General features: G+C 61.9%; 26 protein-coding genes and 2 pseudogenes. 16 read left to right on the plus strand and 12 right to left on the minus strand.

Annotated features, from left to right (window positions below):
* The first annotated feature begins 20 nt into the window (after positions 1–20).
* A complete protein-coding gene (locus U873_RS0110565; RefSeq protein ID WP_025128226.1) occupies positions 21–668 on the plus strand; it encodes a hypothetical protein in 648 nt (215 codons plus the stop codon).
* Positions 665–1,141 carry a surface-adhesin E family protein gene (locus U873_RS0110570; protein ID WP_025128227.1) on the plus strand — a complete coding sequence of 159 codons (477 nt, stop codon included), beginning with the start codon at positions 665–667 and terminating at the stop codon, positions 1,139–1,141. Before U873_RS0110565 ends, U873_RS0110570 begins: the two co-directional genes overlap by 4 nt.
* On the opposite strand, the gene U873_RS0110575 is transcribed toward U873_RS0110570, so the two are convergent.
* The gene (locus tag U873_RS0110575; RefSeq protein ID WP_025128228.1) at positions 1,113–1,592 is read right to left on the minus strand and encodes an N-acetyltransferase; all 480 of its coding nucleotides are present in this window, start codon (positions 1,590–1,592) and stop codon (positions 1,113–1,115) included. The two genes, U873_RS0110570 and U873_RS0110575, sit on opposite strands and share 29 nt — an antisense overlap.
* A gap of 89 nt (positions 1,593–1,681) precedes the next feature.
* Between U873_RS0110575 and U873_RS0110580 the strand changes: the two genes are divergently transcribed.
* From U873_RS0110580 to U873_RS34295, 3 genes and pseudogenes are all read left to right on the plus strand, one after another.
* The gene (locus tag U873_RS0110580) at positions 1,682–1,975 is read left to right on the plus strand and encodes a hypothetical protein (RefSeq protein WP_025128229.1); all 294 of its coding nucleotides are present in this window, start codon (positions 1,682–1,684) and stop codon (positions 1,973–1,975) included.
* Positions 1,976–2,015: 40 nt separating this feature from the next.
* A complete protein-coding gene (locus U873_RS0110585; protein WP_025128230.1) occupies positions 2,016–2,366 on the plus strand; it encodes a hypothetical protein in 351 nt (116 codons plus the stop codon).
* A gap of 21 nt (positions 2,367–2,387) precedes the next feature.
* A pseudogene (locus tag U873_RS34295) lies at positions 2,388–2,723 on the plus strand (hypothetical protein); the annotation flags it as partial.
* Positions 2,724–2,820: 97 nt separating this feature from the next.
* Here the strand turns inward: U873_RS34295 and U873_RS0110595 are convergent.
* Both U873_RS0110595 and U873_RS0110600 read right to left on the minus strand, forming a co-directional pair.
* On the minus strand, positions 2,821–3,375 hold the full coding sequence (locus tag U873_RS0110595) for a UPF0149 family protein (protein ID WP_025128232.1): 555 nt from the start codon (positions 3,373–3,375) through the stop codon (positions 2,821–2,823).
* 95 nt (positions 3,376–3,470) lie between these two features.
* The gene (locus U873_RS0110600) at positions 3,471–3,872 is read right to left on the minus strand and encodes a hypothetical protein (RefSeq protein WP_025128233.1); all 402 of its coding nucleotides are present in this window, start codon (positions 3,870–3,872) and stop codon (positions 3,471–3,473) included.
* Between the two features lie 136 nt (positions 3,873–4,008).
* Here U873_RS0110600 and U873_RS0110605 point away from each other — a divergent pair, with 136 nt between their 5' ends.
* The gene (locus tag U873_RS0110605) at positions 4,009–4,656 is read left to right on the plus strand and encodes an RNA polymerase sigma factor (protein WP_025128234.1); all 648 of its coding nucleotides are present in this window, start codon (positions 4,009–4,011) and stop codon (positions 4,654–4,656) included.
* Positions 4,657–4,763: 107 nt separating this feature from the next.
* Here U873_RS0110605 and yecR read toward each other — a convergent pair whose 3' ends face one another.
* The 3 genes from yecR to U873_RS36920 all read right to left on the minus strand — a co-directional run bounded on the left by yecR (position 4,764) and on the right by U873_RS36920 (position 6,526).
* A complete protein-coding gene (gene yecR / locus U873_RS0110610) occupies positions 4,764–5,072 on the minus strand; it encodes a YecR family lipoprotein (RefSeq protein WP_025128235.1) in 309 nt (102 codons plus the stop codon).
* Positions 5,073–5,595: 523 nt separating this feature from the next.
* A complete protein-coding gene (locus U873_RS0110615) occupies positions 5,596–6,216 on the minus strand; it encodes a LysE family translocator (protein ID WP_025128236.1) in 621 nt (206 codons plus the stop codon).
* Positions 6,149–6,526, minus strand: a complete 378-nt coding sequence (locus U873_RS36920; protein ID WP_177330256.1) for a hypothetical protein — start codon at positions 6,524–6,526, stop codon at positions 6,149–6,151. Before U873_RS36920 ends, U873_RS0110615 begins: the two co-directional genes overlap by 68 nt.
* Between U873_RS36920 and U873_RS0110620 the strand changes: the two genes are divergently transcribed.
* Positions 6,521–7,420 (plus strand): alpha/beta fold hydrolase, encoded by a 900-nt coding sequence (locus U873_RS0110620; RefSeq protein ID WP_025128237.1) that lies wholly within the window; start codon positions 6,521–6,523, stop codon positions 7,418–7,420. The two genes, U873_RS36920 and U873_RS0110620, sit on opposite strands and share 6 nt — an antisense overlap.
* Positions 7,421–7,586: 166 nt before the next feature.
* Here the strand turns inward: U873_RS0110620 and U873_RS34300 are convergent.
* The 3 genes and pseudogenes from U873_RS34300 to U873_RS0110635 all read right to left on the minus strand — a co-directional run bounded on the left by U873_RS34300 (position 7,587) and on the right by U873_RS0110635 (position 11,906).
* A pseudogene (locus U873_RS34300) lies at positions 7,587–10,299 on the minus strand (AAA domain-containing protein).
* A gap of 219 nt (positions 10,300–10,518) precedes the next feature.
* The gene (locus U873_RS0110630; RefSeq protein WP_256244326.1) at positions 10,519–10,962 is read right to left on the minus strand and encodes a hypothetical protein; all 444 of its coding nucleotides are present in this window, start codon (positions 10,960–10,962) and stop codon (positions 10,519–10,521) included.
* 356 nt (positions 10,963–11,318) lie between these two features.
* Positions 11,319–11,906 (minus strand): AidA/PixA family protein, encoded by a 588-nt coding sequence (locus U873_RS0110635; RefSeq protein ID WP_025128239.1) that lies wholly within the window; start codon positions 11,904–11,906, stop codon positions 11,319–11,321.
* Between the two features lie 433 nt (positions 11,907–12,339).
* On the opposite strand from U873_RS0110635, the gene U873_RS0110645 reads away from it, so the two are divergent.
* Positions 12,340–13,539, plus strand: coding sequence for a PrpF domain-containing protein (locus U873_RS0110645; RefSeq protein WP_025128240.1), 1,200 nt, complete (start codon positions 12,340–12,342; stop codon positions 13,537–13,539).
* A gap of 150 nt (positions 13,540–13,689) precedes the next feature.
* Here U873_RS0110645 and U873_RS0110650 read toward each other — a convergent pair whose 3' ends face one another.
* On the minus strand, positions 13,690–14,031 hold the full coding sequence (locus tag U873_RS0110650; RefSeq protein ID WP_025128241.1) for a low molecular weight protein tyrosine phosphatase family protein: 342 nt from the start codon (positions 14,029–14,031) through the stop codon (positions 13,690–13,692).
* Positions 14,032–14,269: 238 nt separating this feature from the next.
* On the opposite strand from U873_RS0110650, the gene U873_RS0110655 reads away from it, so the two are divergent.
* The 3 genes from U873_RS0110655 (at position 14,270) to katG (ending at position 17,955) form a co-directional block, all read left to right on the plus strand.
* Positions 14,270–14,827: a helix-turn-helix transcriptional regulator gene (locus U873_RS0110655; RefSeq protein ID WP_025128242.1), complete on the plus strand. Its 558-nt coding sequence runs from the start codon at positions 14,270–14,272 to the stop codon at positions 14,825–14,827.
* Positions 14,828–14,963: 136 nt separating this feature from the next.
* The gene (locus U873_RS0110660; RefSeq protein WP_025128243.1) at positions 14,964–15,563 is read left to right on the plus strand and encodes an HD domain-containing protein; all 600 of its coding nucleotides are present in this window, start codon (positions 14,964–14,966) and stop codon (positions 15,561–15,563) included.
* A gap of 211 nt (positions 15,564–15,774) precedes the next feature.
* Positions 15,775–17,955 (plus strand): catalase/peroxidase HPI, encoded by a 2,181-nt coding sequence (katG, locus tag U873_RS0110665; protein ID WP_025128244.1) that lies wholly within the window; start codon positions 15,775–15,777, stop codon positions 17,953–17,955.
* A 103-nt stretch (positions 17,956–18,058) separates the two neighbouring features.
* Here katG and U873_RS0110670 read toward each other — a convergent pair whose 3' ends face one another.
* Positions 18,059–18,487, minus strand: a complete 429-nt coding sequence (locus U873_RS0110670) for a hypothetical protein (protein ID WP_025128245.1) — start codon at positions 18,485–18,487, stop codon at positions 18,059–18,061.
* Between the two features lie 386 nt (positions 18,488–18,873).
* Here U873_RS0110670 and U873_RS0110675 point away from each other — a divergent pair, with 386 nt between their 5' ends.
* The 4 genes from U873_RS0110675 to U873_RS36925 all read left to right on the plus strand — a co-directional run bounded on the left by U873_RS0110675 (position 18,874) and on the right by U873_RS36925 (position 21,227).
* Positions 18,874–19,788 (plus strand): SGNH/GDSL hydrolase family protein, encoded by a 915-nt coding sequence (locus U873_RS0110675; protein ID WP_025128246.1) that lies wholly within the window; start codon positions 18,874–18,876, stop codon positions 19,786–19,788.
* Positions 19,789–20,113: 325 nt separating this feature from the next.
* The gene (locus tag U873_RS0110680; protein WP_025128247.1) at positions 20,114–20,377 is read left to right on the plus strand and encodes a hypothetical protein; all 264 of its coding nucleotides are present in this window, start codon (positions 20,114–20,116) and stop codon (positions 20,375–20,377) included.
* 2 nt (positions 20,378–20,379) lie between these two features.
* A complete protein-coding gene (locus tag U873_RS0110685; RefSeq protein WP_233322786.1) occupies positions 20,380–20,568 on the plus strand; it encodes a hypothetical protein in 189 nt (62 codons plus the stop codon).
* An 86-nt stretch (positions 20,569–20,654) separates the two neighbouring features.
* The gene (locus U873_RS36925) at positions 20,655–21,227 is read left to right on the plus strand and encodes a DUF1963 domain-containing protein (protein WP_218188925.1); all 573 of its coding nucleotides are present in this window, start codon (positions 20,655–20,657) and stop codon (positions 21,225–21,227) included.
* Positions 21,228–21,243: 16 nt separating this feature from the next.
* Here the strand turns inward: U873_RS36925 and U873_RS0110695 are convergent, their stop codons facing one another.
* On the minus strand, positions 21,244–21,921 hold the full coding sequence (locus U873_RS0110695; protein ID WP_025128250.1) for a phytanoyl-CoA dioxygenase family protein: 678 nt from the start codon (positions 21,919–21,921) through the stop codon (positions 21,244–21,246).
* Between the two features lie 431 nt (positions 21,922–22,352).
* Between U873_RS0110695 and U873_RS0110700 the strand changes: the two genes are divergently transcribed.
* Entirely contained in the window at positions 22,353–22,646 is a 294-nt protein-coding gene (locus U873_RS0110700) for a DUF3077 domain-containing protein (protein ID WP_025128251.1), read from the plus strand.
* Positions 22,647–22,659 lie beyond the last annotated feature (13 nt).

A 22,659-nucleotide genomic window follows, 5' to 3' on the forward strand; every position in this document is an offset into this window, starting at 1 on the left:
TGCTCAGGATGCTCCAGACCATGCAACGGACGCGCACCTTGCCCCGCCTTTCCAGCACACCGCTGCTGGCCTTGCTCTTCGGCCTGTGGGCCGGCACCGCCCAGGCAGCCAGCCTCAGCCAGAGCCTGCTGGACTGCCAGCCGGAGTTTTTCAAGGCCCTGTATCAACAGCGCGCCGAACTCGGGCAAGTGGTGAAGCTGGCGGAGAATCAGCGCCAGGGCATCGCCTGGATTCCGGTGGCGGAGCGCCGCGACAGCGCCACCGCGCTGACGGCGTTTTCCCGCCCGCTGCTGGATCAGGGCCTGCCCCTGACCGCCTACTACGATCGCCAGTTCGACCTGGGTGAGCAGGGCACCTTCCACTTCTGGGGCTTTGACATCGATGCCAGCCGCGAGGCCGTCATGGCCGCGCTGCCCCAGGCCGGTTGGCAGGAGGCCGGCGAATACTTCATCTCCCGACCGCAGATCAAGGCCAACGCTGCGGCGCCCTGGCAGGACAACCCAGGCGCCGCTTCGGGCATCGCCCCGGCGCCGGGTTCTGCGGAAAAGATCCTCATGCTCAGCGATGAAGGCGGCAAGAGCCGATTGCTCTGCTCGTTGCAGGGCAGCGTCGATCAGCCGCTGCTGCACCAGGAGCGGCCGGACCTGGCCCAGGGAGCGGGCCGATGAACAAGCTGTTGAGCTTGAGCGCGGCGCTTGTGCTTGCCGGTTGCGCCCATTCGGGTACTCCCAAGGAGGCCCCGGCGCCGCAGCGTCCGGAGGGCATGTTCAAGGTGCTGGAGACCCCGGAGCTGGGCACCTACTTCGCTGCCAACTCGCTGGCCCTCTACCAGAACAACCCCAACCTGCGGCAGTTCTATCTGGTCAACAACTACGCCAAGCCTGCTCAGCTGGGCGGCGGCAAACCGCCGATCTACAGCTCGCGGGCGACTCGGGTGATCAACTGCGAGAAGGATGAATCGGCGCAGTTTGGCCGGGTGTACTTTTCCGCGCCGTTCGCCCAGGGCGTGGAGGTCATGCGCAAGGAAGATCTTGCGCAATGGGCCGCATTTCCTCGTCAGTCGTTGCTCGGGGAACTGCGCAACATGGCCTGCGCCATCGACCCGACCCGGCTCAAGCTGGCTCCGGCCCCGAGTCGCTGAGGGTTTCAGTCAGGCCGGTTGTTCGGCCCGGCCAGGCCATGATCAGTTCGGCCTGGCCGGTATCGGGGTCGATGCCGTTGTCGATCACCTGGAAACCCTGCTGGCGGTAAAAGCCGATGCTCGGCAGGTTGGCGGCATACACCGCCAGTTCCAGGCGTGAGCGGCGCTCGCGGGCATCGGCCAAAAGCTGCGCGCCCAAGCCCTGGCCCTGGTGCTGCACGCCGACGAAAATCGCTGCCAGTCGATCCTCATGCAGGCAGTAAAAACCCAGGAGCTGGCCGTCGCGTTCGGCCACTCGGGTCTGGGCATTGGGAATGTAGAGGTTGCGCATGTCCTCGACCTTGCTGCGCCAGAAGTCGGGGTCGACAAAGTGGTGGGCCTGGATTGAAGCGTCCAGCCAGAGTGCCAGCAACGCTTCCAGATCGCGGCTTTGATAGTCCCTGATCTGCATGTTTGGGGGCCTGTCGGATTGAAGTGTGCGCCGCACGCTACTCAGGTGGCGGCGGTCTGTCCAATTGTTGAGAGCCAAGGAAGTATTCGATGCTGGAAAGCAACCGCACCATCACCCTCTCGGGGGAGCAGGCACTGCAAGCCCTGGCGGAACTGGAGTTCGTCTTGATCTCGCTGCACAAGATGGGCGCCTATTACATGGATAAACCCGTGGCCGACTACCAGCGCGCCACCACTGATTTCATCGATGGCCAGCAGGTCACCCAGCGCCTGGCCCAGGTGCGCAGGATTCTCAGCGAGCCGTTCGACTGCACCCTGGGAGACGACCACATGGATGACATCGAACGCCACATGGAGGGTCTCGAACTGTGGCAACCCGAGTAACTGCACGGCGGATCGCCAGGGTTTTTTCAAGGAGCCTGCCATGTCGCGGATAAGCATCGCCGTGGCGACCCCCACCAGCAGCCTGGCGCTAGTGAAGTTTCTCCATCAGCGCCTGGGCCTGTCCCTGAGCGTTGCCCAGAGCCATCTGCGCCGTGGTGCCGAGGGCTTCTTCTACAGCGCCAAGCTGTTTCACAACGACCATGTGCAACGTGAACAGGAACTGCGGGACATCCTCGCCTTCTTCAATGAGGCCCAGGTGCCGCTGCTGATTGTCGAAAGCGACCCCGATGAGCCATGGCACGGGGTTGCGCCCGAACCGTTGCAGGACTGCGCGATGCCCCAGGAGCACTTGTTCAATCTGCTCCAGGCCTATGAAGAGGACTATCAATAACCTCCGAGAGCGGGCCTGTGCCGCTTTTCCCGGGGCGGCACCGACAAGGTCGAAGCCGACCTCTATGCCGAAGCCACCCTGTAGCGCAATGAACAGTTCAGCCTGGCTTCGGCCATCATCACCGGCGCGACCTTTTTCGTGATTCCGTCCATGGCGAAGAACACCTTCACCCAGGAAACCGTGTTCAAGGACAAGGACGGCAAGGAGCTGGGGCGGATTCGCAAGAGCGAGTCGGTGCGCACCTGGATGCAGTTGCTGCTGATCGTCGCCATTCCGTTCCAGCAGGACACCCGCGACGTGGTCCAGGAACTGGCCCGCAGCACCCTGGATGAAGCGGTGCAGCGTCAGTTGTTGTAACCCCCTGCGCAGCACCTTATGGCAGGCATGAAAACGCCGCTGGCCCGGGGAGGGCCAGCGGCGTTTTTTATCGGTCGGATCCTGCCTTGGCGGGAGCTTAGCGCTGGGTCAGCCAGTAGCCGTGGAGCGCCCGCGCTGCCGGTTCGATGGCCGCGACTTGCTGGCGATGCTGGTCCAGGTCCAGATCGGCCGGCAGTTCGAAGTTGTCCTGCTCGGCGCAGTCGATGATCGTCTGCAGCCAGGCGGTCTGTGGCGCCGGCATCTGTGGCCAGTTGCCCACCGCCACTCCGCGCAGGTAGCCAAAGCACCATTCCTCGGCCAGCAGCAGGTTCTGGCCCTGGTGCTCGGTGGTTTCGAAACGTGCGTGGAAGCCTTGGGCATCGCTGGCCAGTTGCTCGGCCAGGGTGTTGATGTGGCGCACACAGAGATCGATGAACTGCCGGCATTCCTCCGGGGCTTCCCAGTTGGGGTTCTCGCCGCCCCAGATCCCCGGGAACCATTCGGCGATGTCGACCTGGGTCGGGCCCGACACCAGTGCGGTGAAGTAGCCGTCCAGCTCGCAGGGGTTGAGTACCGAGTGGTCGTCGCCGTACTTGAGCAGGGTGTCTTCGAGGGCTTCGAAGTCGGCGGCGTTCAGTGGGGTGTTTTGCATGAGAGAGGTCCTGGAAAAAGCAGCGGCAAGTTTCCGGGTTCAGGCGCCAGGCTGCAAGCCTTGAGCGGCCAGCCTGACGGCTGAGAGCGCAGCATTCAGGTACCGCGCAACAGGTCCTGGGAGTCCAGCAGGCGGTAGGCGATTTCCGGGCGCTGCTCCATGGCCCGGCGGATGGCGGCCGGGATCGATTGCCGGGTCTTGCGGCACAGCCCGGGCAGCTCGCCCAGGGAGATGGCAATGCCGCGCATGCTGCGTACCCCATGGTCACTGGGGTTGATGTCGACGCGGATGCCCAGTTGCTCGTACATCCGCCGTTGCATGTGCTCCAGGTCCGCCAGGTCCTTGAGGTTTTCCAGGCGTTCGAGCAGGCGCTTTTCCTCCTGGCGCGTCAGATTGAGGATGCGCAGGTCGGCTCCGGGGGTGTCCAGCAACTGCTCGCGCTCGCAGATGCAGGCGCCGGGCGGACACGGTTGGCGGATCGCAAGGCTGGGATTCATGGTGAACCATCATAGCGAGCCCGAGGCGGCTGTCAGAGAAAAATGTGCACGAGGGCGCATCCATTTCCTAAGCTGGTTCGTAGGATTGTTGTCCCTGCGGTGAAGGGGCGAGCTTATCGGCATGGAGATCCACGACATGGAATCTTTGCAGTTCCCACCGCTGGCAAGTGTCAGCGACGATTCACAGCTGTTGCCGCGCCTGCTGGCCGGCGAGCCGCAGGCCTACCGCGAACTGGTCAGGCGACATCAGGGCGCCATGCGCTCGGTGGCCCTGGCCATCGTCGGGCACTGGCAGGTCGACGACGTGGTCCAGGACGCCTGGCTGGCCATCGTGCGCAACCTCGCCGGCTTTCAGTGCCGCTCCAGCCTCAAGACCTGGATGCTGGCCATCACCGCCAACGCGGCCAAGTGTCGTTATGTGCAGCATCGCCGTGAGGCGCTGGGCGGCGGTGAGCGCCCATCCCTTCAAGACGACCTGGGTGCTCGGCGTTTTGCCGTGGTCGACGGCGGCTGGTTGTCGGCGCCGCGGGACTGGCACGAAGACAGCCCGGAAGCCTTGTTGTGCGAAGAGCAGCTTCGCGGCTGCATGGAGCGCGAACTGGCCAGCCTGCCATTGCTGCAACGTCGGGTCTTGTTGCTCCGCGAGCGTCAGGGCCTGGAGCTTGAGGTGATTGCCAGGCACCTGGAGATTTCCCTTAGCCATGTGCGGGTGCTATTGCATCGTGCCCGGCTGCAGGTATTTTCCGCCATTGAGCGGCACCAGGCGCTAGGCGCGATGGCCTGAAAGATGCGCGCGGCGAAGGCGGGTGCCCGGGGCTGCGTGGCAGGCCGGGCAGGTCAACGACGGGTTGCAGCGCGCTAACGTCAGGTCGCCGATCCGTCGGCTACCAATCAACGCTTGCAGAGATAGTCCTGGGTCACGGTGGTCTGCAGGCAGTTGAACTGGCCCATGGTCTTGCAGATCGACTTCTCGCTGCCCGACTGTTCGGCGTTCTTGTAGCCCCAGACCTTGCAGCGTTCGGTGGCGGTGGCCAGCCCTTGGGCCGCGGTGCTTTGGCCGTTCTCGAACTGGCCTTGCTCGTAGGACACCTGGACTACGCCGTCGGTCTTGCTGCCGCCGGTGGCTTCCCATTGTTTCGGGGTGGCGCAACCGGACAGAACAGCAACGGCGAGCGCCAGGGCAGTGATTGAGAGTTTCATGATTGAGAAGGTTCCTTGAGTGGGGAAAGGCGTTGCCCATGCCGGGCGCGGTGCCAGGGGAAAACCCGCGATGCCGGGGTCAAGAGAAGGGGATGGAGGTGTTCATGCGTCGTCCTTGATGTGGTTTTTCAGGCATAGAGATCCCCGACACCGCAAAGCTGCGGCATTGGGGAACACTGAGGGGAGTGCGAAGGACTATAACGCTGGCCTGGGCAGCGGTCGATTAGCACAAATGTGCTAATGGCACCCGGCTCTGGAGCGCCGGACGGGGGCTGGAGCCGGCTATGCATCTGTCAAGGCCCTGACCTCGCACGGGATCGGCCAGGCCAAGCACCAGTTCGAGGCCCCGGGGCAGATCGAGCGCCTGCATCGCTGTCACGGTGACAAGGCCCCTTGGGTGCTCACGGCGTGGGCCGGCACCTGGCTCTCGGAAGCTTTCAGCGACTGGACTCTGGAGCGCTGCGTGACGACGATCCGCTGCCCATTGCTGGTCCTGCATCGCGTAGAAGCGAAGTGGCGGATTTCAGCCGCGACGGGCCATCAGCAGCACCGAGGCCGCTCCCGACAACAGCACGGCGCAGCCACGGTTGAACAGGCGCTTGCCCCGGGGGTCGGCGAACCAGCGGCGCATGTGCAGGCCCATGTAGGCGTAGGCGCTGATGGCGATCAGTTCAAGCCCGAGGAACAGCGCCCCCAGCACCAGGAACTGCGCGCCTACCGGTTGCGCCGGGTCGACGAACTGCGGCAGGAACGCCGTGAAGATCAGCACCGCCTTGGGGTTGCCTGCCGCCACCAGGAATTCCTGGCGGGCCAGGGCCCACAACCCTGCCTTGGCCGCCGTCGACTCAGACTTCGCCTGCGGATTGTCCCGCCACAGTTGATACGCCAGGTAAAACAGATAGGAGGCCCCGAGGATCTTGATCCCGTAGAACAACAACTCCGAGGTTTGCAACACCACCGCCAGCCCGGCGGAGGTGAGGGCGATCATCCCGGCGAACGCCAACAGGCGACCGACGCCTGCCAGGCACGAGGTGCGGTAGCCGTAGCGGGTGGAGTTGCTCACGGACAGCAAATTGTTAGGGCCGGGCGCCATGTTCAGAGCGAAGCAGGCCGGTAGGAATAAGGTCAGGGTGGCGAGGTTCATGGGGCTCCGGCGGGCGGTGGCAGGTCAGGTCTTGAGAATAAGAGATGAAGGGGCGGTTGAACAATTTTAGGTGATGGATGCGCAGCTTGAATCTCTGGTGCAGAGTGGCCGCTTCGATCCGAAGCAGGCACCAAGGATTGCATGCGGGGATAGTTTTCTGATGCTTTTGTGCGCCGTATAGTGGCAATGATTTTTTTTCGGTCAAAGGAATGGCTATGAACCCGCTCAATGGCCTCTCCATTGTTGCAATTGGCAACCTTGGCATCGTAAGTGTCATTTCGTATTGCACGAAAAGGAGAATGCCATGCATGCAGGAATGATCCTTGCCGGAGTTGTCACCACGCTGGTGCTGCTGTCTGCATCGCCGATCCAGGCTGCGCCTCTGCCCACAGGCACTGTCAAGCAGGGTGGTATCTCGGTTCTGGTACAAGGCTCGGGAACAGATATTATCTTGATTCCAGGATTTGCGTCGTCCTACGAAGTATGGGCTGATTTGGCCTCCAGATTACGGCAGAGCCACCGTCTCCATCTCGTACAGGTAGCTGGTTTTGCTGGCTCACCTGCTGTAACCAATACAGACGGTCGAGTAATCGCGCCGACGGTCGAAGCTGTCTCTGAATACATCCGCAGCCAGCGCATCGAGGCGCCTGTCATCATCGGTCATTCGTTGGGTGGTGAGGTGGCGCTGATGTTAGGTGCTCGTCATCCCGATCAAGTGGGACGCCTGATGATTGTCGATGCGATGCCCTTTTATACGTTGCTGTTTGACCCCTCCGCGACCAGTGAAACGGCGGCGCCGCATGCTGCTGCGATGCGCGATGCAATGTTAGCGGCAACGCCTGAGCAGGTGGACGCCATGCAGCAGGCCTCCATCGCCCGTCTCGCCAAAACCGAAGCGGCCAGACCAAGCCTGGTCGCAGCGGGGATAAACTCGGACCGAAAGACTATGGCCGATGCGATGTATGAACTGATGGTTACCGACCTCCGGCCTGAGCTTGGACGCATCAAGGTGCCGGTCGAAGTCGTCTATGCCTACGACCTGCATTACGGCGTAGAGGCATCCCAGATTGATGCAATGTTCCGTAACGCCTATGCCTCGACCCCAAACATCAGCTTCAGGCGCATTGACGGCAGTTTTCACTTCATCATGCTTGATCAGCCAGAGCTGTTTGCCGGTGCTGTCATCAAGTATCTGAACCCCTGAGCGGTGGCTGGGTGGCTAGAGTGATGAATCACCGTTGAAGGGCACAGGCCTCGTCGCTGTGTTTGCAGGTCACCGACCGTCCGTTTTTGGCCGACTGTTGTCGCTCACGAATGACAGGTATGGGTCGATTGCCACCGTCAGCCAATGACGGCCTCTGACCCCGTACCTATGCGCCATGGGTAGGACCAGCCCACTGCCCGACGAAGTCGTCAATTCTCCGTTCAATGTCACTCTCAACGGTCCGCAGCCGCAGAATAGGAATGCCACTTCTAGCCAAAATCTCATTTTTCATGGCGTCCCGAGCTGCCTGCACGGGGCGGTCGTGGTACCCGCCATCGACCTCGATCACCCCTATCGGTTTCTTGCCCACTTTGAAATAGATCACGAAATCGCAACTGGCGCGCCTCATGAACGCCCGCTGGGGCTCCGTCCAGTCGAGACTGCCCGGCGATGCAAGCTTATCCAGCTGGATCTGTGTGTGGTATTTCAATGCCTGGCACGCCGGGGCTGACAGCGCTTCGCGTAGCAACTGTGCCACGATCTGCTCGGACTTGTAGCGTGAATCCTCGGGCCGCAGGCGGGCGTCCAAACGTACCAGAGACTGGTCGAACTCGCGGTAGAGCAAATCGAATGCCGACACCACCGGCGCGCGTACGACCTGTTCGTCCTGCGCGTAATAGCTGATGTAGCGGATCAGCGCGGCGATGTGGCCATTGTTGTCAGTGAACACCTCGTCGCCGGTCACCAGAGTGAAGCGATGCTTGGCCCGCGAAACTGCCACGTTGATCATGCGTGGGTCGTCGGCGAAATCCAGGCGTGTTTGCGCCTGGTTGTAGCGCTTCTTGTCCAGTACGGTGGAGAAGACGATCTCGTCGCATTCGCGCCCCTGAAACTTGTGCACGGTGTCCTTGATGAAATCCGTCGGCAAGTGCGTGTCGCAAAGGTTGACTTGCGCCCGGAACGGGGCGATGTAACCGCGGCCTTCGCTGTCCATTCCGACGGGCTGCCCTTCGTCCTCCAGCACCTTCAGCAGGGAGTCCAATTCCCGAAGGTTGGTGTTCTTCCTGGCGTGGTTGCCCTTGGCTGTCACCACTAGGCGCAGGGGGGCTTCGCCCTTGTCCTCGGTCATCGGCACCAGTGCGTTGTCGTAGAACTGCTGGTTGCAGAACTGAATGATCCTGGGGTGGCAGCGGTAATGCTCTTTCAGCAGAGTTCTGGGCAGCGTGTCCTGGAACACGGCAATGCACGAATCCAGCAGGCTGTAGTGCTCGCAATCGTAGGCCTCGGCGGGCGCTTGAAGCCCCAGTACCACAGGGATATGCGGCAACTGGCGGTTGTCTCCAACGACAATCAGGTTCTTGGCGCAGCCCAGTGGCAGGATGCCCGGCACGATATCCTGCAAAGAGGCTTCATCGATGATCACGTAGTCGAGGACCGCTCCCGGCGCGATCGAATTGACGATGGAGTGCGTGCCGCTGCCCAGGATAGGGAAGCGCTGCACGAAGGCATCGAAATGCCGGCAGTAAGTTTTGACATCAAAGCTGTCCGACGGCGGTACCTGAAGTTGCAGATGCTGTTTCAGATGGTGCATCGATGCTGTTGTCAGTTCTTTCAGCAGGGCCGTGAAATTCGCGTGTGCCAACGATTCACGGCACGCCCGCAGCTCCGCTTCCTTGTCCCGTAGCGATTTGTCGTAGTAGTGCATCTGCAGTGCATGGAAAACGGCCATGCGCGCCTCGCCCTCGGCGAAGGGTTTGGTACGAAAAATTCTGAATTTGAACAGTAGCTCGATGCGGTCTTTGAGATGAATGCGCTGCTCGCCGAGGTAAGCCAGGTAGGCCATGAGGTCCGCAGTCTTGCGCGGTGTCAGGCCGTACTTGTCGAGCGGGCCTGTGGCCTGCACATCGCTTTCCGCCTGCCACTGCTGCAGGTAGCGCCGCTCAATGATCAACTCGTCCAGCTCGATTTGCAGTTGTGCCGCCCTGTTGTGGTCTTGCAGGTGCTGCTTCAAGCGGGTCAGCAACGCCTGGATCTCATCCAGGGACGGTGCCTGCTCGGGTGCGCTTGATGGCCACACAGGCAGGTCGGCGAAGAAGGCTTGACGTTTGTCTTTATTGCCTAGCTTGGCGACCAAGTGGCCCAGGCCGTATTTCTCCAGCTTTTCGTAGACGTTTTCCACGGCAGCATTGTTGTTGGACAGCACCGCTACCGTCTGCCCACGTAACAAAACATTGGCGAGGATGTTGAGGATCGTCTGGGTTTTTCCGGTCCCTGGCGGGCCTTCGATCACGCTAATTTGCGCACTGAACGCCCGCTCGACCGCCTGTAGCTGACTCTCGTTAAGTCCGAACGGATAGATGAGCCCCTGACCCGGCGCCAGCGTGCCGTTGCGCCCCGTGCAATAGGCTTGCAAGGCAGTGCCAGCGATGGCGGGCAGTTTTTCGAGCTGGCGCACCACATTGCTGGCAATTTCACGATCAGTCTTTGACTCAGCGTGATCCTGTCGTGCATTGGCCACGGTAGTGAAATAGCGGAAGGCCGGCGTTTCCTTCATCGATGTCGGGGCGGTAAAGCCGATACCGTCCATCTTGTAGACATAGGGCTTTTTGGTGCCTGGGTAGTGCACGACGGCATATCGCTCGCCGTAAATCGTAGCTTTGGCAATGGGCGTGACGATCGAGCTGCCGGGCTTGTGCAGCAATACATGGGTCAACTCGCGGGTGGGCGAAACTTGGCAGTTGATGAGCGGGCGGGTGTATTTTTTTGGGGAGGGGGAAGTGACAGGTCAGTTCCAGGGCTTCGTACTTGTCGCTCCAGCGGATCGCCCAGTCGTTGATCTTTTCGGTCTTGTCCTCACCATCCACCTGAATCGAAGCCATATTCCATATCCCTATGCGCATGACATCCGGCTTCGTCTCGCGCCGAATGCTACTTTCTCCAAGAGCAATCATATTGCCATCATTGCGTGCAGGGTCGATACCCGGTTCATGGGTTTGCTTATCTTCTGTGCTTCCGGCCCAGAGCAGCCCATCGCAAATGGCAGCTAGCGACCCGAAGCTTCCGCTCGGATGATCGAAGTCAGCCCCAAAGCGGACGTCTTAATGGGTGATCAGGTTGGTATCTACAAACTGGTAGGTGAACACCATTGGGTCGGCAGTCAATCCATTCTGCTGCATGTATTTGGAATAGGAATCCCATTTGGCATGGATACGATTGGGAAAGTCATTTGGCAGATCCATCTGCTCGGCGACTATTTCAAACCACGTTCCCTGGGTGGCATAAGTCTCGCGTAGTTTGGGCTCCAGTTGAGCCAAGGCGCTCAACTGCTCTGGCTCAATCCTGCCGATGGATTTCAGAACGTAGAAATCCAATAGCTTTAGAAAAGGTTTGCCTTCGTAACGACTCATGGCTGCATCCTTACGCATGGTGTGATTGATACTTGACGCTTCGATTGGTAGAAATACGCCTGCAGCCTTATTGGCAAAACTGATAGGCGTAAAGAGCACCAATAACACGGATAACAGCCTGGAAGTCCGCTTCATGGCTTTTTCACCTCGGTAATGAGTCAATGATCGGATCGCGGCAACGCTCCAGTTAGCTGCTTTGCAGTCTGAGCTTGGGACTGGTGATTTTCCACCTACGACAGGCGAATGGGGTGAAATGACGTTGCATACTCTAAACGGCTGTTTCTGGACGATAGACGTCTCTAAGAAAACTCTACATTGCCCTTTATCAGGCTTGCTTGAACCTAGCTTGATGCCTCCCTGCAAGGTGAGTAATAGCCAGCGTGGCGGGTCAAGGGCGGGCGAAGCTTCTGCTGCGTAAAGACTGCAAAGAGGCAGCGCAGGACCGCGGCAAGCCCCTCTCGCTGCCATGGCAGGGAGAGGGGCAACCCTGATCAGCTGATGTTGATATAGGGGTCCCAATCGCAGTAACCGACGACCTTGTTGTCGCGGTCAACGATCATGAAGGCCCAGGTGTAGGTAATGCTGCCTTGGCGGATGGCGTCGCCTTCCCAGTAGAAGTTCCTTACCACTTGCGCGATGGGGGGGCCGGAAGGGTTGTTCACGTCGATGATGGGCAGGGGCGTCTGGTCCAGGACCTGCGCTCGGACGTTCTGCACATGGTCCAGGTCGGTATCGGTCACCGGCGGGTCGGACTGCTTGTACTTGTACAGCAGCACGGCGTAGTCAAGCCCCTTGGACAGGCTGGTGGTTCGCCAGCGAATATGGTCGCCCTCGTGGACGTTGACCACCAGTTCATCGGTCCCCTCGGAGATCTGGTTGGTCTCGTTGCGCCGGGCCACCATATAAATTGCCTGAGTGGAAAGTCGCCCAGACGAGTTGGTGTAGTCATAGAGGTGGGTGGGTTTCGTCGAGTCGGTCTTTTGGATATGGAACACGTTGTTGTCGAACTGTTGGCCCTCACTGTTGAGGATGGTGTCCACATCAATGGTGATCATGATGTCCAGGATGTTGTCGTTCATGTCCAGCTCCCTGCTGTCGCGTTGGAGGCCCGGATTGCCCAGGCGCGGTGGCTCTCACATTTGCGGGACGCGACCACCGAGCATCAGTACGCTGGCCCGGCATGCCGACGGCGGGCTTGATGCACTTCCATGCAGTCGCGAGTGGAATCTAGATCCCCAAGACCGTTAGTCAAATGACGCTGCGGTAAAAAAACCTGAAGAAGACGAGCGGCGTGTTCCGCGGCGGGCCGGCCGGCCCCGGCTCTTGCAGAGGCCGTTGGAGCGGGCGCGCCGCCAGGGTGGCCTGGGTCGGGCCCCGGTTGCGTGCTGTGCCGGGCACGACGGAGCCGCAGGCGGCCACACGGATCATCCGCCGCGGTTTATCATGGCTCGCCATTGCCCCTTGAGCTTCGGCAACGGCATTTGCTGCTCACCGATTACGGACGCGCCGACCATGTCAGATTTGCCCGAGCACCGTTCCAGCCCCGCTGGCATCCCCCAGTTCCCCGTGTGCCACGCCCGTGGCGGCACCTCCACCGGCCTGATCCTGGCCCGGGAGGCGCTGCCCGAGGACGAGGCCCTGGTGGAAGAGCTGCTGCGCCACTTGATGGGCGTACCGCTGCAGGGCGAGTGGCCGGGCAACAGCCAGATCACCGGCCTGGGCCGGGGCGGGCCCACCAGCAACAAGGTGTTCATTGTCGAGCGTCGCCCGGGCGAGTCGCGAATGATCAGCACCCTGGCGCAGATGGCGGCGGGCAAGAGCGCCATCGACTGGAGCGTGAACTGCGGCAACATGTCCGCGGCCCTGCCGCTGTATGCCTGGCAACGGGGCTGGTTGACCCCCGAGGGGGACAGCGGGCAGATCGAGATCTATAACAGCAACACCCGGACCACCCTGTATGCCCGCCTGGGGTTCGCCCACGGGCAGTTGCTCAGCGACACGCGCATCCCGGGGGTGAACGGGGTGTTTCCCGGGGTCGACCTGTTTCTCCAGGACCCGGTGGGGGCCAAGACCGGGGCGCTATTTCCCACTGGGCAGGCGCAGGACGTGCTCGACGGCATCGCCGCCACCTGCATCGATGTGGCGGTGCCCATGGTCATCGTCCTTGCGGCGGATCTGGGCAAGAGCGGCGAGGAAACCCCGGCGCAACTGGACGCCGACCCGCAGTTCAAGGCGCGCCTGCTGGAACTGATGGTGCTGGGCGGCCTGCGCATGGGCTTGCGCCGGCGCGATGGCAGCCTGATGAGCGCCGACGACCTGCGGCGCAGCGAGACCATTCCGAAGATCTGCATGGTCAGCCCGGCCCGGGAGGGCGGCGACATCGCCACCCGTTACTTCACCCCGCAGAACGCCCATCCGTCCCTGGCGGTGTCCGGGGGCTGCTGCCTGGCGGCGGCGTGCTTGGCGCCCGGTACCGTGGCCCAGCGGATGCTGGCTGAAGTACCTCGGTTGGGAGCGACCCTGGGTGAGCACCGGGTTGCCATCGAGAACCCGGCCGGGGTTCTGCAGACCCTGGTCAAAGCCCGTCTGGAGGGCGCGCAGTTGCTGATCGAAGGGGCGGCCTACCGGCGCAGCGCGCAGATTCTGCTGCAAGGCCACACACCGCTGTACAACGCCTCGCCCGAACTGATCGCCGCCCTCGGCTCCTTGTAGCGGCTGGCGCAGGCGTCGCCAGCGATCCGTCAATCGACGAGGCGCCTGCGGCAACGGCGAGGCAAGCTCCCGGGGCTGGCGGGGAACGCCTAGCCGAGCCTCTCCAGTTCCACCCGCAGCTCCGGCGGGGCTCTGAATATCAACGGCAGATCAGCGAGCCTCGGCAATATCGGGAAGAAACTGCGGAACCTTCTGGCGCAGCAACTGAATCAGCTCCGGGTCCATGAAGTCGTAATCATCGGGAATGTTCAGGCACACAATCTGCTGCTCGCGCAGTTGCGCCTTGAAACGCTTGCGCAGCTTTTCCCGGTGTCGGGTTTCCATCACTACAATCAGCCCGGCCCACTCCACCAGCTCCGGGCCCAGGGGCACCTCGGCGTCGTGGTTGAGGCCCGCCGAGGCGGTCTCGATGCCCGGCCAGTCGGCGAACAGCTGTTCGGCGGTGGGGCTGCGCAGGCGGTTCTGACTGCAGACAAACAGAACGTTGAGCAAGGCGGGTGCACTCCATGGCAGATAAGGTCGAGGTGATGCTCTTCACGGCTGGCGAACGGGTTACCGGCTGCTTGTTCGGTTCAGGGGGTGATTGAGCGGGGATGGAAGTCTTGGGGGCTTTTTACGCCCTGTCCAGCCCTTATTGAGGAGGCGGGCGCTTTCATTGGTCAGGTGCATTTGCCTGGCAACCGTCGGCACTGCCAGACTGTCGGCCTGTTCCTGCACTCAGTTCATTGCCATGTCCACCTCCTTCCTTACCGCCCCGCACCTGGGCCTGGCCCTGCGGCGCTGGCGCCTGCTGCACCGGGTCAAGCAACAGCACGCCGCCGAGCTGTTCGGCGTGGCGCAGTCGAGCATTTCCCGTTGGGAGAACGGCCAGCAGGCAATGGAGCCGGCCGAGCGCGCGCGTCTTGAGCAACTGCTGGCCGCCAACCTCAGTGCCAGCGCCGACCAGGCCCTGGCCCGGCTGGTGAGCGACAGCCCGCGAGCGGTGCACCTGGTGTGCGACCTGACCCATCGGCTGCTGGCCTGTTCGCCGGCCCGTGCCGGGCAGTTCGGGCTTCCCCTGAGTGAGTTGCTGGGCCAGTCGTTGTGGGGCTTTTGTACCGAGGAAATCGTCTGCAAGGAGGCCGCGCTCGACGACCTGGGCTGGCGCTCGCTGCTGGCGCCGCCGTCCGTGGAATTCTTCAGCGGCCACAACGATTCGGCCATCGTGCCCATTGCCCCGAGCCGGTGCCGCTGGACTCGCCTGAACCTGTCCGACGGCAACGCCGTGCGGCTGGTGGAAACCCTCTGAGCGCAGTCGAGCCTCGCCACGGATATTTTATCCGTGGACCTGGATGCAGTGGCTGACTAGTCTGCTTGGCCAGCGTCCGCGGTGCTTGGTGCGGATGATTGCCCAGTCACTTTCGCCCACCAACACAGGCTTGAGCATGAACAGCGAACTTCTCAGCGGCCGTCTCGACTTTCTCCGTGAAGCGGAAAAACTCAAGGACGTGCTGCGCAGTGCCCACACCTCCAGCGGCCGCCAGGAAAGCACCGCCGAGCACAGCTGGCGCCTGTGCCTGATGGCGCTGCTGTTGGAAGACCAACTGGGCGAGCTGGACCTGCTGCGAGTGCTGAAGCTGTGCATCGTCCACGACCTGGGGGAAGCCATCCATGGTGATATTCCGGCGGTGGAGCAGGCCGGCCACCCGGATAAGAGCCAGCAGGAGCGCGAGGACCTGCAACTGCTGGCCCGCACCCTGGACGCTCCGGCGCGCCAGCGCCTGCTGGAGCTGTGGGACGAATACGAAGGCGCCAGCAGCGCCGAGGCGCGCACGGTCAAGGCCCTGGACAAGCTGGAAACCCTGCTGCAACACACCCAGGGGCAGAACCCGGCGGGTTTCGACTACCGCTTCAACCTCGGCTACGGCCGCCGCTATACCGATGCCAGCCCGCTGTTCCAGGCCCTGCGCCAGCAGATCGACGTCGATACCCAGCGCCGCCTCGACGCCCAGGCTCAGGCCGCTGTTCCCCATCGGCTGGGCTAAAAGCCTGGGCGCCGTTCGCCAGATCCAGAACAGGTTTCCAGAGGGCAGGGCGCCCGCGCAGAAACCTTGCAGGCGTCATGGTTTTTTTCTGCCAGGGTCATCAAGCGGGTCTATTTTTACCTTCGGTTGCCGTTCACTACGCTTTTCATACGCACGTCCAGCCTCGGGCCCATATCGAGCAGCCGGGTAGGGATGACCGAAGGAGAGTCCCATGTCCAACGAATCCAAGTGTCCGTTCAAACACACCGCCGGCGAAGGCACCAGCAACCGTGACTGGTGGCCCGGCCAACTGAACCTGAAGATCCTTCACCAGCACTCGCACCTGTCCGACCCCATGGCGGAAGATTTCAACTACGCCGCCGAATTCAACACCCTGGACCTGGCCGCAGTGAAGCGCGACTTGCTGGCGCTGATGACCGATTCCCAACCCTGGTGGCCGGCGGACTTCGGCCACTACGGCCCGCTGTTCATCCGCATGGCCTGGCACAGCGCCGGCACCTACCGCATCGCCGATGGCCGCGGTGGTGCCGGTGGCGGCCAGCAGCGCTTCGCCCCGCTCAACAGCTGGCCGGACAACGTCAGCCTGGACAAGGCCCGGCGGCTGATCTGGCCGATCAAGCAGAAGTACGGGCGCAAGCTCTCCTGGGCCGACCTGATCATCCTCACCGGCAACGTCGCCCTGGAATCCATGGGCCTCAAGACCTTCGGTTATGCCGGTGGCCGCCAGGATGTCTGGGAACCGGAAGACAACGTCTACTGGGGCAGCGAAACCACCTGGCTCGACGACCAGCGCTACAGCGGCGACCGCGAACTGGAGAACCCCCTGGGGGCGGTGCAGATGGGCCTGATCTACGTCAACCCGGAAGGCCCCAACGGCAACCCCGACCCGCTGGCGGCAGCTCGCGACATTCGCGAAACCTTCGCCCGCATGGCCATGGATGACGAAGAAACCGTGGCCCTGATCGCCGGCGGCCACACCTTCGGCAAGACCCACGGCGCCGGCCCGGCGAGCCACGTCGGTCCGGAACCGGAAGCCGCTGGCCTGGAACAACAGGGCCTGGGCTGGAACAGCAGCTTCGGCACAGGCGTTGGTGGCGACGCCATCACCAGCGGCCTGGAAGTGATCTGGACCACCACCCCGACCCGCTGGAGCAACGATTTCTTCGACCACCTGTTCGGCTTCGAATGGGAACTGAGCACCAGCCCCGCCGGCGCCCACCAATGGCAACCCAAGGCTGGAGCCGGGGCCGACAGCGTGCCTGACCCCCATGACCCGAATAAACGCCGCACGCCGTCGATGCTCACCACCGACCTGTCGCTGCGCTTCGACCCGGCCTACGAGGCGATCTCCCGGCGCTTTCATGAGCATCCCGAGCAACTGGCCGAAGCCTTCTCCCGGGCCTGGTTCAAACTCACCCACCGCGACATGGGCCCCCGGGCCCGCTACCTGGGGCCGGAAGTGCCGGCCGAAGAACTGATCTGGCAAGACCCGATTCCTGCGCTGAACCACCCGCTGATCGACGCCCAGGACATCCAGCAGCTCAAGGAGCAGATCCTCTTGTCCGGGCTGTCGGTGGCGCAACTGGTATCCACCGCCTGGGCCTCGGCCTCGACCTTTCGCGGCTCGGACAAACGCGGCGGCGCCAACGGCGCACGGATTCGCCTGGCCCCGCAAAAAGACTGGGAGGTCAACCAGCCGGCACAATTGGCCCAGGTGCTGCACAGCCTGGAAGCGGTGCAGAGCGCCTTCAACAGCGCCCAGGCTGCTGGCAAACGCGTATCCCTGGCGGACCTGATCGTCCTCGGCGGTTGCGCGGCGCTGGAACTGGCGGCGAAAAATGCCGGCTACAGCATCAGCGTGCCGTTCGCCCCAGGGCGCATGGATGCCAGCCAGGAACAGACCGATATCGAATCCTTCGCCGTGCTGGAGCCCGTGGCCGATGGCTTTCGCAACTACCTCAAGCCGGTTTCCGGCGTCACCGCCGAAGCCCTGCTGGTGGACAGAGCGCAACTGCTGACCCTGACCGCACCGCAACTCACCGTATTGCTGGGCGGCCTGCGGGTGCTGGGGGCCAACGTCGGGCAATCGCCCCACGGCGTGTTCACCACCAGGCCGCAGACCCTGAGCAACGACTTCTTCGTCAACCTGCTGGACATGGGCACCCAATGGAAACCCCTGTCCGAGGCCCGCGAACAGTTCGAAGGCAGCGACCGCACCAGCGGGCAATACAAATGGAGCGGTACTCGCGTGGACCTGTTGCTAGGCTCCAACTCGCAACTGCGGGCCCTGGCCGAGGTGTATGCGGCGGCGGATGCGGGTGAGAAGTTCGTGCGCGACTTTGTCGCGGCCTGGGACAAGGTGATGAACCTGGATCGGTTCGATTTGCGTTGAGAGATTTGCAAACCGGGTAAAACCACAACGCCTCCCTAGGGAGGCGTTGTTGCAGCGCGCTTGCGCCGTCGCAGATCAATGAGCGTCGCGCCCGCCAGACGCTTTACTGGGTCTTGAGGTACTCATTGAGAAACGCCTGGGCATCGCCATAGCTGGACAGGTTGCTGTCATACCCCACCTTCAGCGGTTTGGCCTCGCCCGGCAGATGCAACTCGCCATAGCCTTCCTGAAGCAGCAGCACCACGAACTTCTGCCCGTCCACCTGAGTGAAGTAACGGGTGTCACGCGAGGTTTGCTCCACGCTCATTTTCTGAATGCGCAGGTTCCAGTCGTGGTCGGCGTCTTCCACCTGCACCAGCGCCTGATTGGCGCTGCGCTCACCGATGCGCAGGGTCCAGACCTTCACCCCGTGGGGCCCGGTGTAGGCCACGATCTTGTCCGCCACCTGTGGCCGTTCCTCGGCCTGGGCCAGCCCGGCTCCCAGTACCCACGCCATGACCCATGCGGCCGCCCAGCGGTAATAAAGCTGCATCCTTCTAGCTCCTGAACATGAAAAAGGGCGTTTATTGAAGCCGACCCGGGCGGCGCTGCCAAGCACCCAGGGCAACAGGCGAGGTAAAAAACCCTTCGTACACCACCTACGTCGGGCCACCCGCGAGTGGATTACCATCCGCCGCCTTCGCGCCCCGCACGCGCTGGAGCCATGCACTGGCCCGGCAAGGCTGTTGGTCAGCCTGCAGCCTTCTCAGGGCTGAAAAAACTGCATGAGTGAATGCTGGCCGTTTACGCTGGACCAACCCGCCACCGACCTGTCGCGAACAGCACACTCTTTGCGCCCCCGGCTAAATGCAGGCCGCAACCGTGGCAAGGCAAAACGTCGCCAGCGGTAGTCTAGGACGACCATCTGGGAGACTTTCGATGATTCGACGCGCTTGCTTGGTCGCTCTAATGACAATGACGGCATCAACCGCCTTTGGCGGCCCTGGCTACGATCATCTCTATGCTTTCGGTGACAGCTACTCTGACAACGGTGCGGGTGAAACCTTCACCCGAACAATGGCCGCACAGAAGGTCAAAGATGCACAGGCGCTACCCGGTTCGTTGTATTGGCAGGGACGCTGGAGCAATGGTCCCACCGCCGTCGAGCACTTGGCGCAGGCCTTGAAAATCCCCTTGACCGACTACGCGATTGGCGGCGCCAAAAGCGGCAGCGGCAACTACTACGCCTGGATGCAGCCCTCTCGCGACACTGGGGTTTTCGGCCAGATCGCCGATCATTTGCAAGCCGCTAAAACACACAAGGCGGATCCGAATGCGCTGTATTTCATTTTCATCTCAGCCAACGACTTTTTTGAATGGGCCGACTTCTCGCATCCAGAAACGATTGACGTGCTAAGCCACAACAGCGTGGCGAACATACAGAAGAGCACTGAGACGCTGATCGCAGCCGGCGCGAAGCACCTGATGGTGGTGGGGACTACGGATTTGAGCCATGTGCCGGCTGTGGTGCAGGGCAATCAAGTCAAGAACGCAACAAAATACCAACAGATACTCGAGCAAAAACTGCCAGCCGTGCTGACAACACTGGCTAACGCCCATCAGGTCAGTCTTAGTTACTTTGACCACCTGGCCTTCAGCAACAAACTTCGCGCGGCACCTGACGTTGCGGGCCTGAAGGATCTGGATACCCCGTGCCAAGCCACCTATCCAGACGTCAAACCCGTGTGTGCGGATCCCGATGCCCATTACTACTGGGATGAATGGCACCCGACCCGCAAAGTCCACGCCCTGGCCGCCGAGGCGATGCTTGAAACGCTGAAAGCGAGCCGTTGAGGTTCTCTATCCGCCCATAGCCGGTCAGCACTGCCCGGCTATGAGCGCCAATCGTTGTCATGGCAGTTGCTCGGACATCCTTGCCCTTGTCGTTGAGAACAGCACGCTGCGTTCACGGGATGCTTATCGATGGGGAGACGCCGGCAACGAGTTCTCCCGTGGTGTGGAGGACATGGGTTTAGCTCCACTCTTGAGGTCGTTGTTTGGGCTTGAACCCGATAAAGTGACCCGCCTCAAAGCGCCTAACGCACAAGCCGCGCTTCTGCACATTCCAGCCCACGATCGCGCCCCGATTCAAAGGCCGTTGTTTCAGGACGAATACCCCATGAGCCAACTCACCGCACTGATCGCCCAAGCCCGAGTCGGGCTTTCGGTCCAACAAAACACTCCCCAGGAACGCTGGGAGGCCATTGCCACCCAGTGCGGCGCCGAGGAAATCGCCGAGATCAAAACCCGCATCGCCTCACTCAAGGCCGCCCGCGAAGCGGTGGAAGACTGGGACGGCGACACCCGCGATGACCTGTACTTCGCCATCGCCCATTTTACCCGCCTGCTGGAACTGGCCACCGCCTACGCACAAGGTGAATGAACATGCCGGCTGAGCGCACAACGGATTATGTCGAGAGCAGCGAGGGCGCCGTGCGCCTATGGATAGAGCAGGGCAGTGCAATTCATCTCAAGGCCTGCACCGAACACAACGACCCCGTGGAGCTGACAGCAGAACAGGCCCTGGAACTGGCCCAGGCACTGCAACGTTTGGCCAGCCGCCTTGCCGACTGAAAGCAGCGCCAAGACCCGCGCCCAGGCAACCACCTGGGCAACGGCACACCTGAGAGGAACAGCCCCTGTTTAACGAACTAGTGTTTTTGCCCGAAGACCCCGACCAGCACTCCGCCTACCTCGGCGGCAACCCCTACCTGCCTGAGTCCATCCTTTGGCCCAGCGACTCGAAGGGCGCCCCCTTGCTGCACCTTGCCAGCCTGCCGGCCAGCTTTATCAATCGATATCTTGCAGCCATGCAATTGAATGACGAACTGGTGGTTTCGCTGTTTACGCCTTACTCAAGCGTCAGCGATTCCTACATCGAGCAGGCCATGCAAGAGGGCGGCAAGGTGCTGGCCTACAGGCCCGCGGCGCGACAGGTAGACGGTTACGGACAGCCCATCACCCCGGCGCGGCGAATCGACGTGGTTGCAAATCCGCGGCAGGACAGCGACGAAAACGGCCTGGCCAAGATCGCCGGAATACCCGCCTGGATTCAGGGTCAAGAGACACGCCCAGGCTTGAACTATGTGCTGCAGATCAACAACTCCCGGCTGAACAGGGCCGCTCCAGGGCACAGGGGCATTTTGGTCGGCGGAACCGGCTACCTGCTATTGAAGCAAGGCATTGCTGACGAAGACCTGATGGCCGGGGCCCTAATCATCCAGAGCTCATAAGACAGGGGGCGGGCCCTCAGCCCACGAGGGCAAAATCCTTGGGATCGAAGCGCTCGCTGTTGTCCATCTGAACATTGCGCAGGCTAGCGGTTTGCTGATGGCTGGCGTACAGCGGCTCGGCAAAGTAGGCGATCAGCAGCGAACGCCGGCGCGCACCGCTGGGGTTCAGACTGGCCCCATGCAGCAGATCGGCATCGAACAGCAGAATGTCCCCCGCCTGGCCTGAAAGCTGCACCGTGCGGGATTCGTCGGCGAAATCGAACGCTGCTTGCTCCATCCCCGGGCGATGACTGCCGGGAACAAGGCGCGTCGCGCCGTTCTCTGGGCCGTAGTCGTCGAAATAGGCGATAGCGTTCACCACATCCCCTGGCCGCTGCGCCGAAAAATCCCGGTGCAATTGCTGATGACCACCCCCGGCCAGCGGCTCACGCCCCTCCACCTGGGCCAGAAAGAAACGCTCAGCGATCAATTCGCCCACCACCGTTAGCACCTGGGGCAAGCGGCACAGGGCCTGCACCTGCGCATCCGTATCCAACTGCGAATGGCGCCAGTCCCAGCCACGGGGCACGGGCCATTGGTCCGACGGCTTTACCCCGGCATCGAAAGTGGCGCGCAGGTTCGCCAGCCAGTCGAGCGGGATGGCCTGGCGCAGCAGGGCATAGCCATTGCGGTGGAGTTGTTCGCGGTGGTTCATGGGGGGCTGGATATCCTTATCTGCAATAACGTGCCGAGCATACCTGTGGGCAAAAGCCCTGGACATAACCGGCGACGGTTTAGCCGTTGCCCGAACGCGAACAGCCGCCTAGTCTGCTGCGGTCGCTGCAAAATCAGCGACCGGGCCTGAGAACCCGGTAAGATGCAGGCGCACAAGCGCCCGCCCATGACTGCAGGCGCATTTTTGTGCCCGTCTGTTCGTGTTATGGCGGCTGTGCGTGGGAGACCTTCGGGTCTGCCGGGTTCCTGTATCTCCGGTTTCTCAGCCCGCGCACAGCTGCCACCCACTCGCCTGAGAACGAAGGTGGCAGCTCTCATTACTGATATGGGAGTTTCAATCATGTACGCCCGTAATCTGTGTGGATCTTCCCTTCGCAATACCCGTCTCCTGGCTGTTGTAGGAGGTGTCCGATGAGCAGTACAGCCTCAGTCAAGACACTGGGTTTCGTCACCTTTGGTAGTTGTGCCGATCCTGAACTAGAGCTGTTTCGCGTGAATGCTGATGTGCCTTTGGAGCAGGCGTTGGAGCATGCATCTACTTTGCTTTACTACGCCAAGAAGCTAGCGCTGGATGCCGCTATGGAAGAGCAGGGGGAACGCTATGCTTGGGCTTCGCACTTTTTGGCGGAGATGGGCAAGGCGGTGATTGATGATGTGTGTTTGGGGTTGGGGGGAAGAGGGACCGAGGGAGGAGCTCTGAGTTAGGGCAACATCGCAC

It is taken from the genome of Pseudomonas sp. PH1b, assembly GCF_000633395.1.
Classification (GTDB): domain Bacteria; phylum Pseudomonadota; class Gammaproteobacteria; order Pseudomonadales; family Pseudomonadaceae; genus Aquipseudomonas.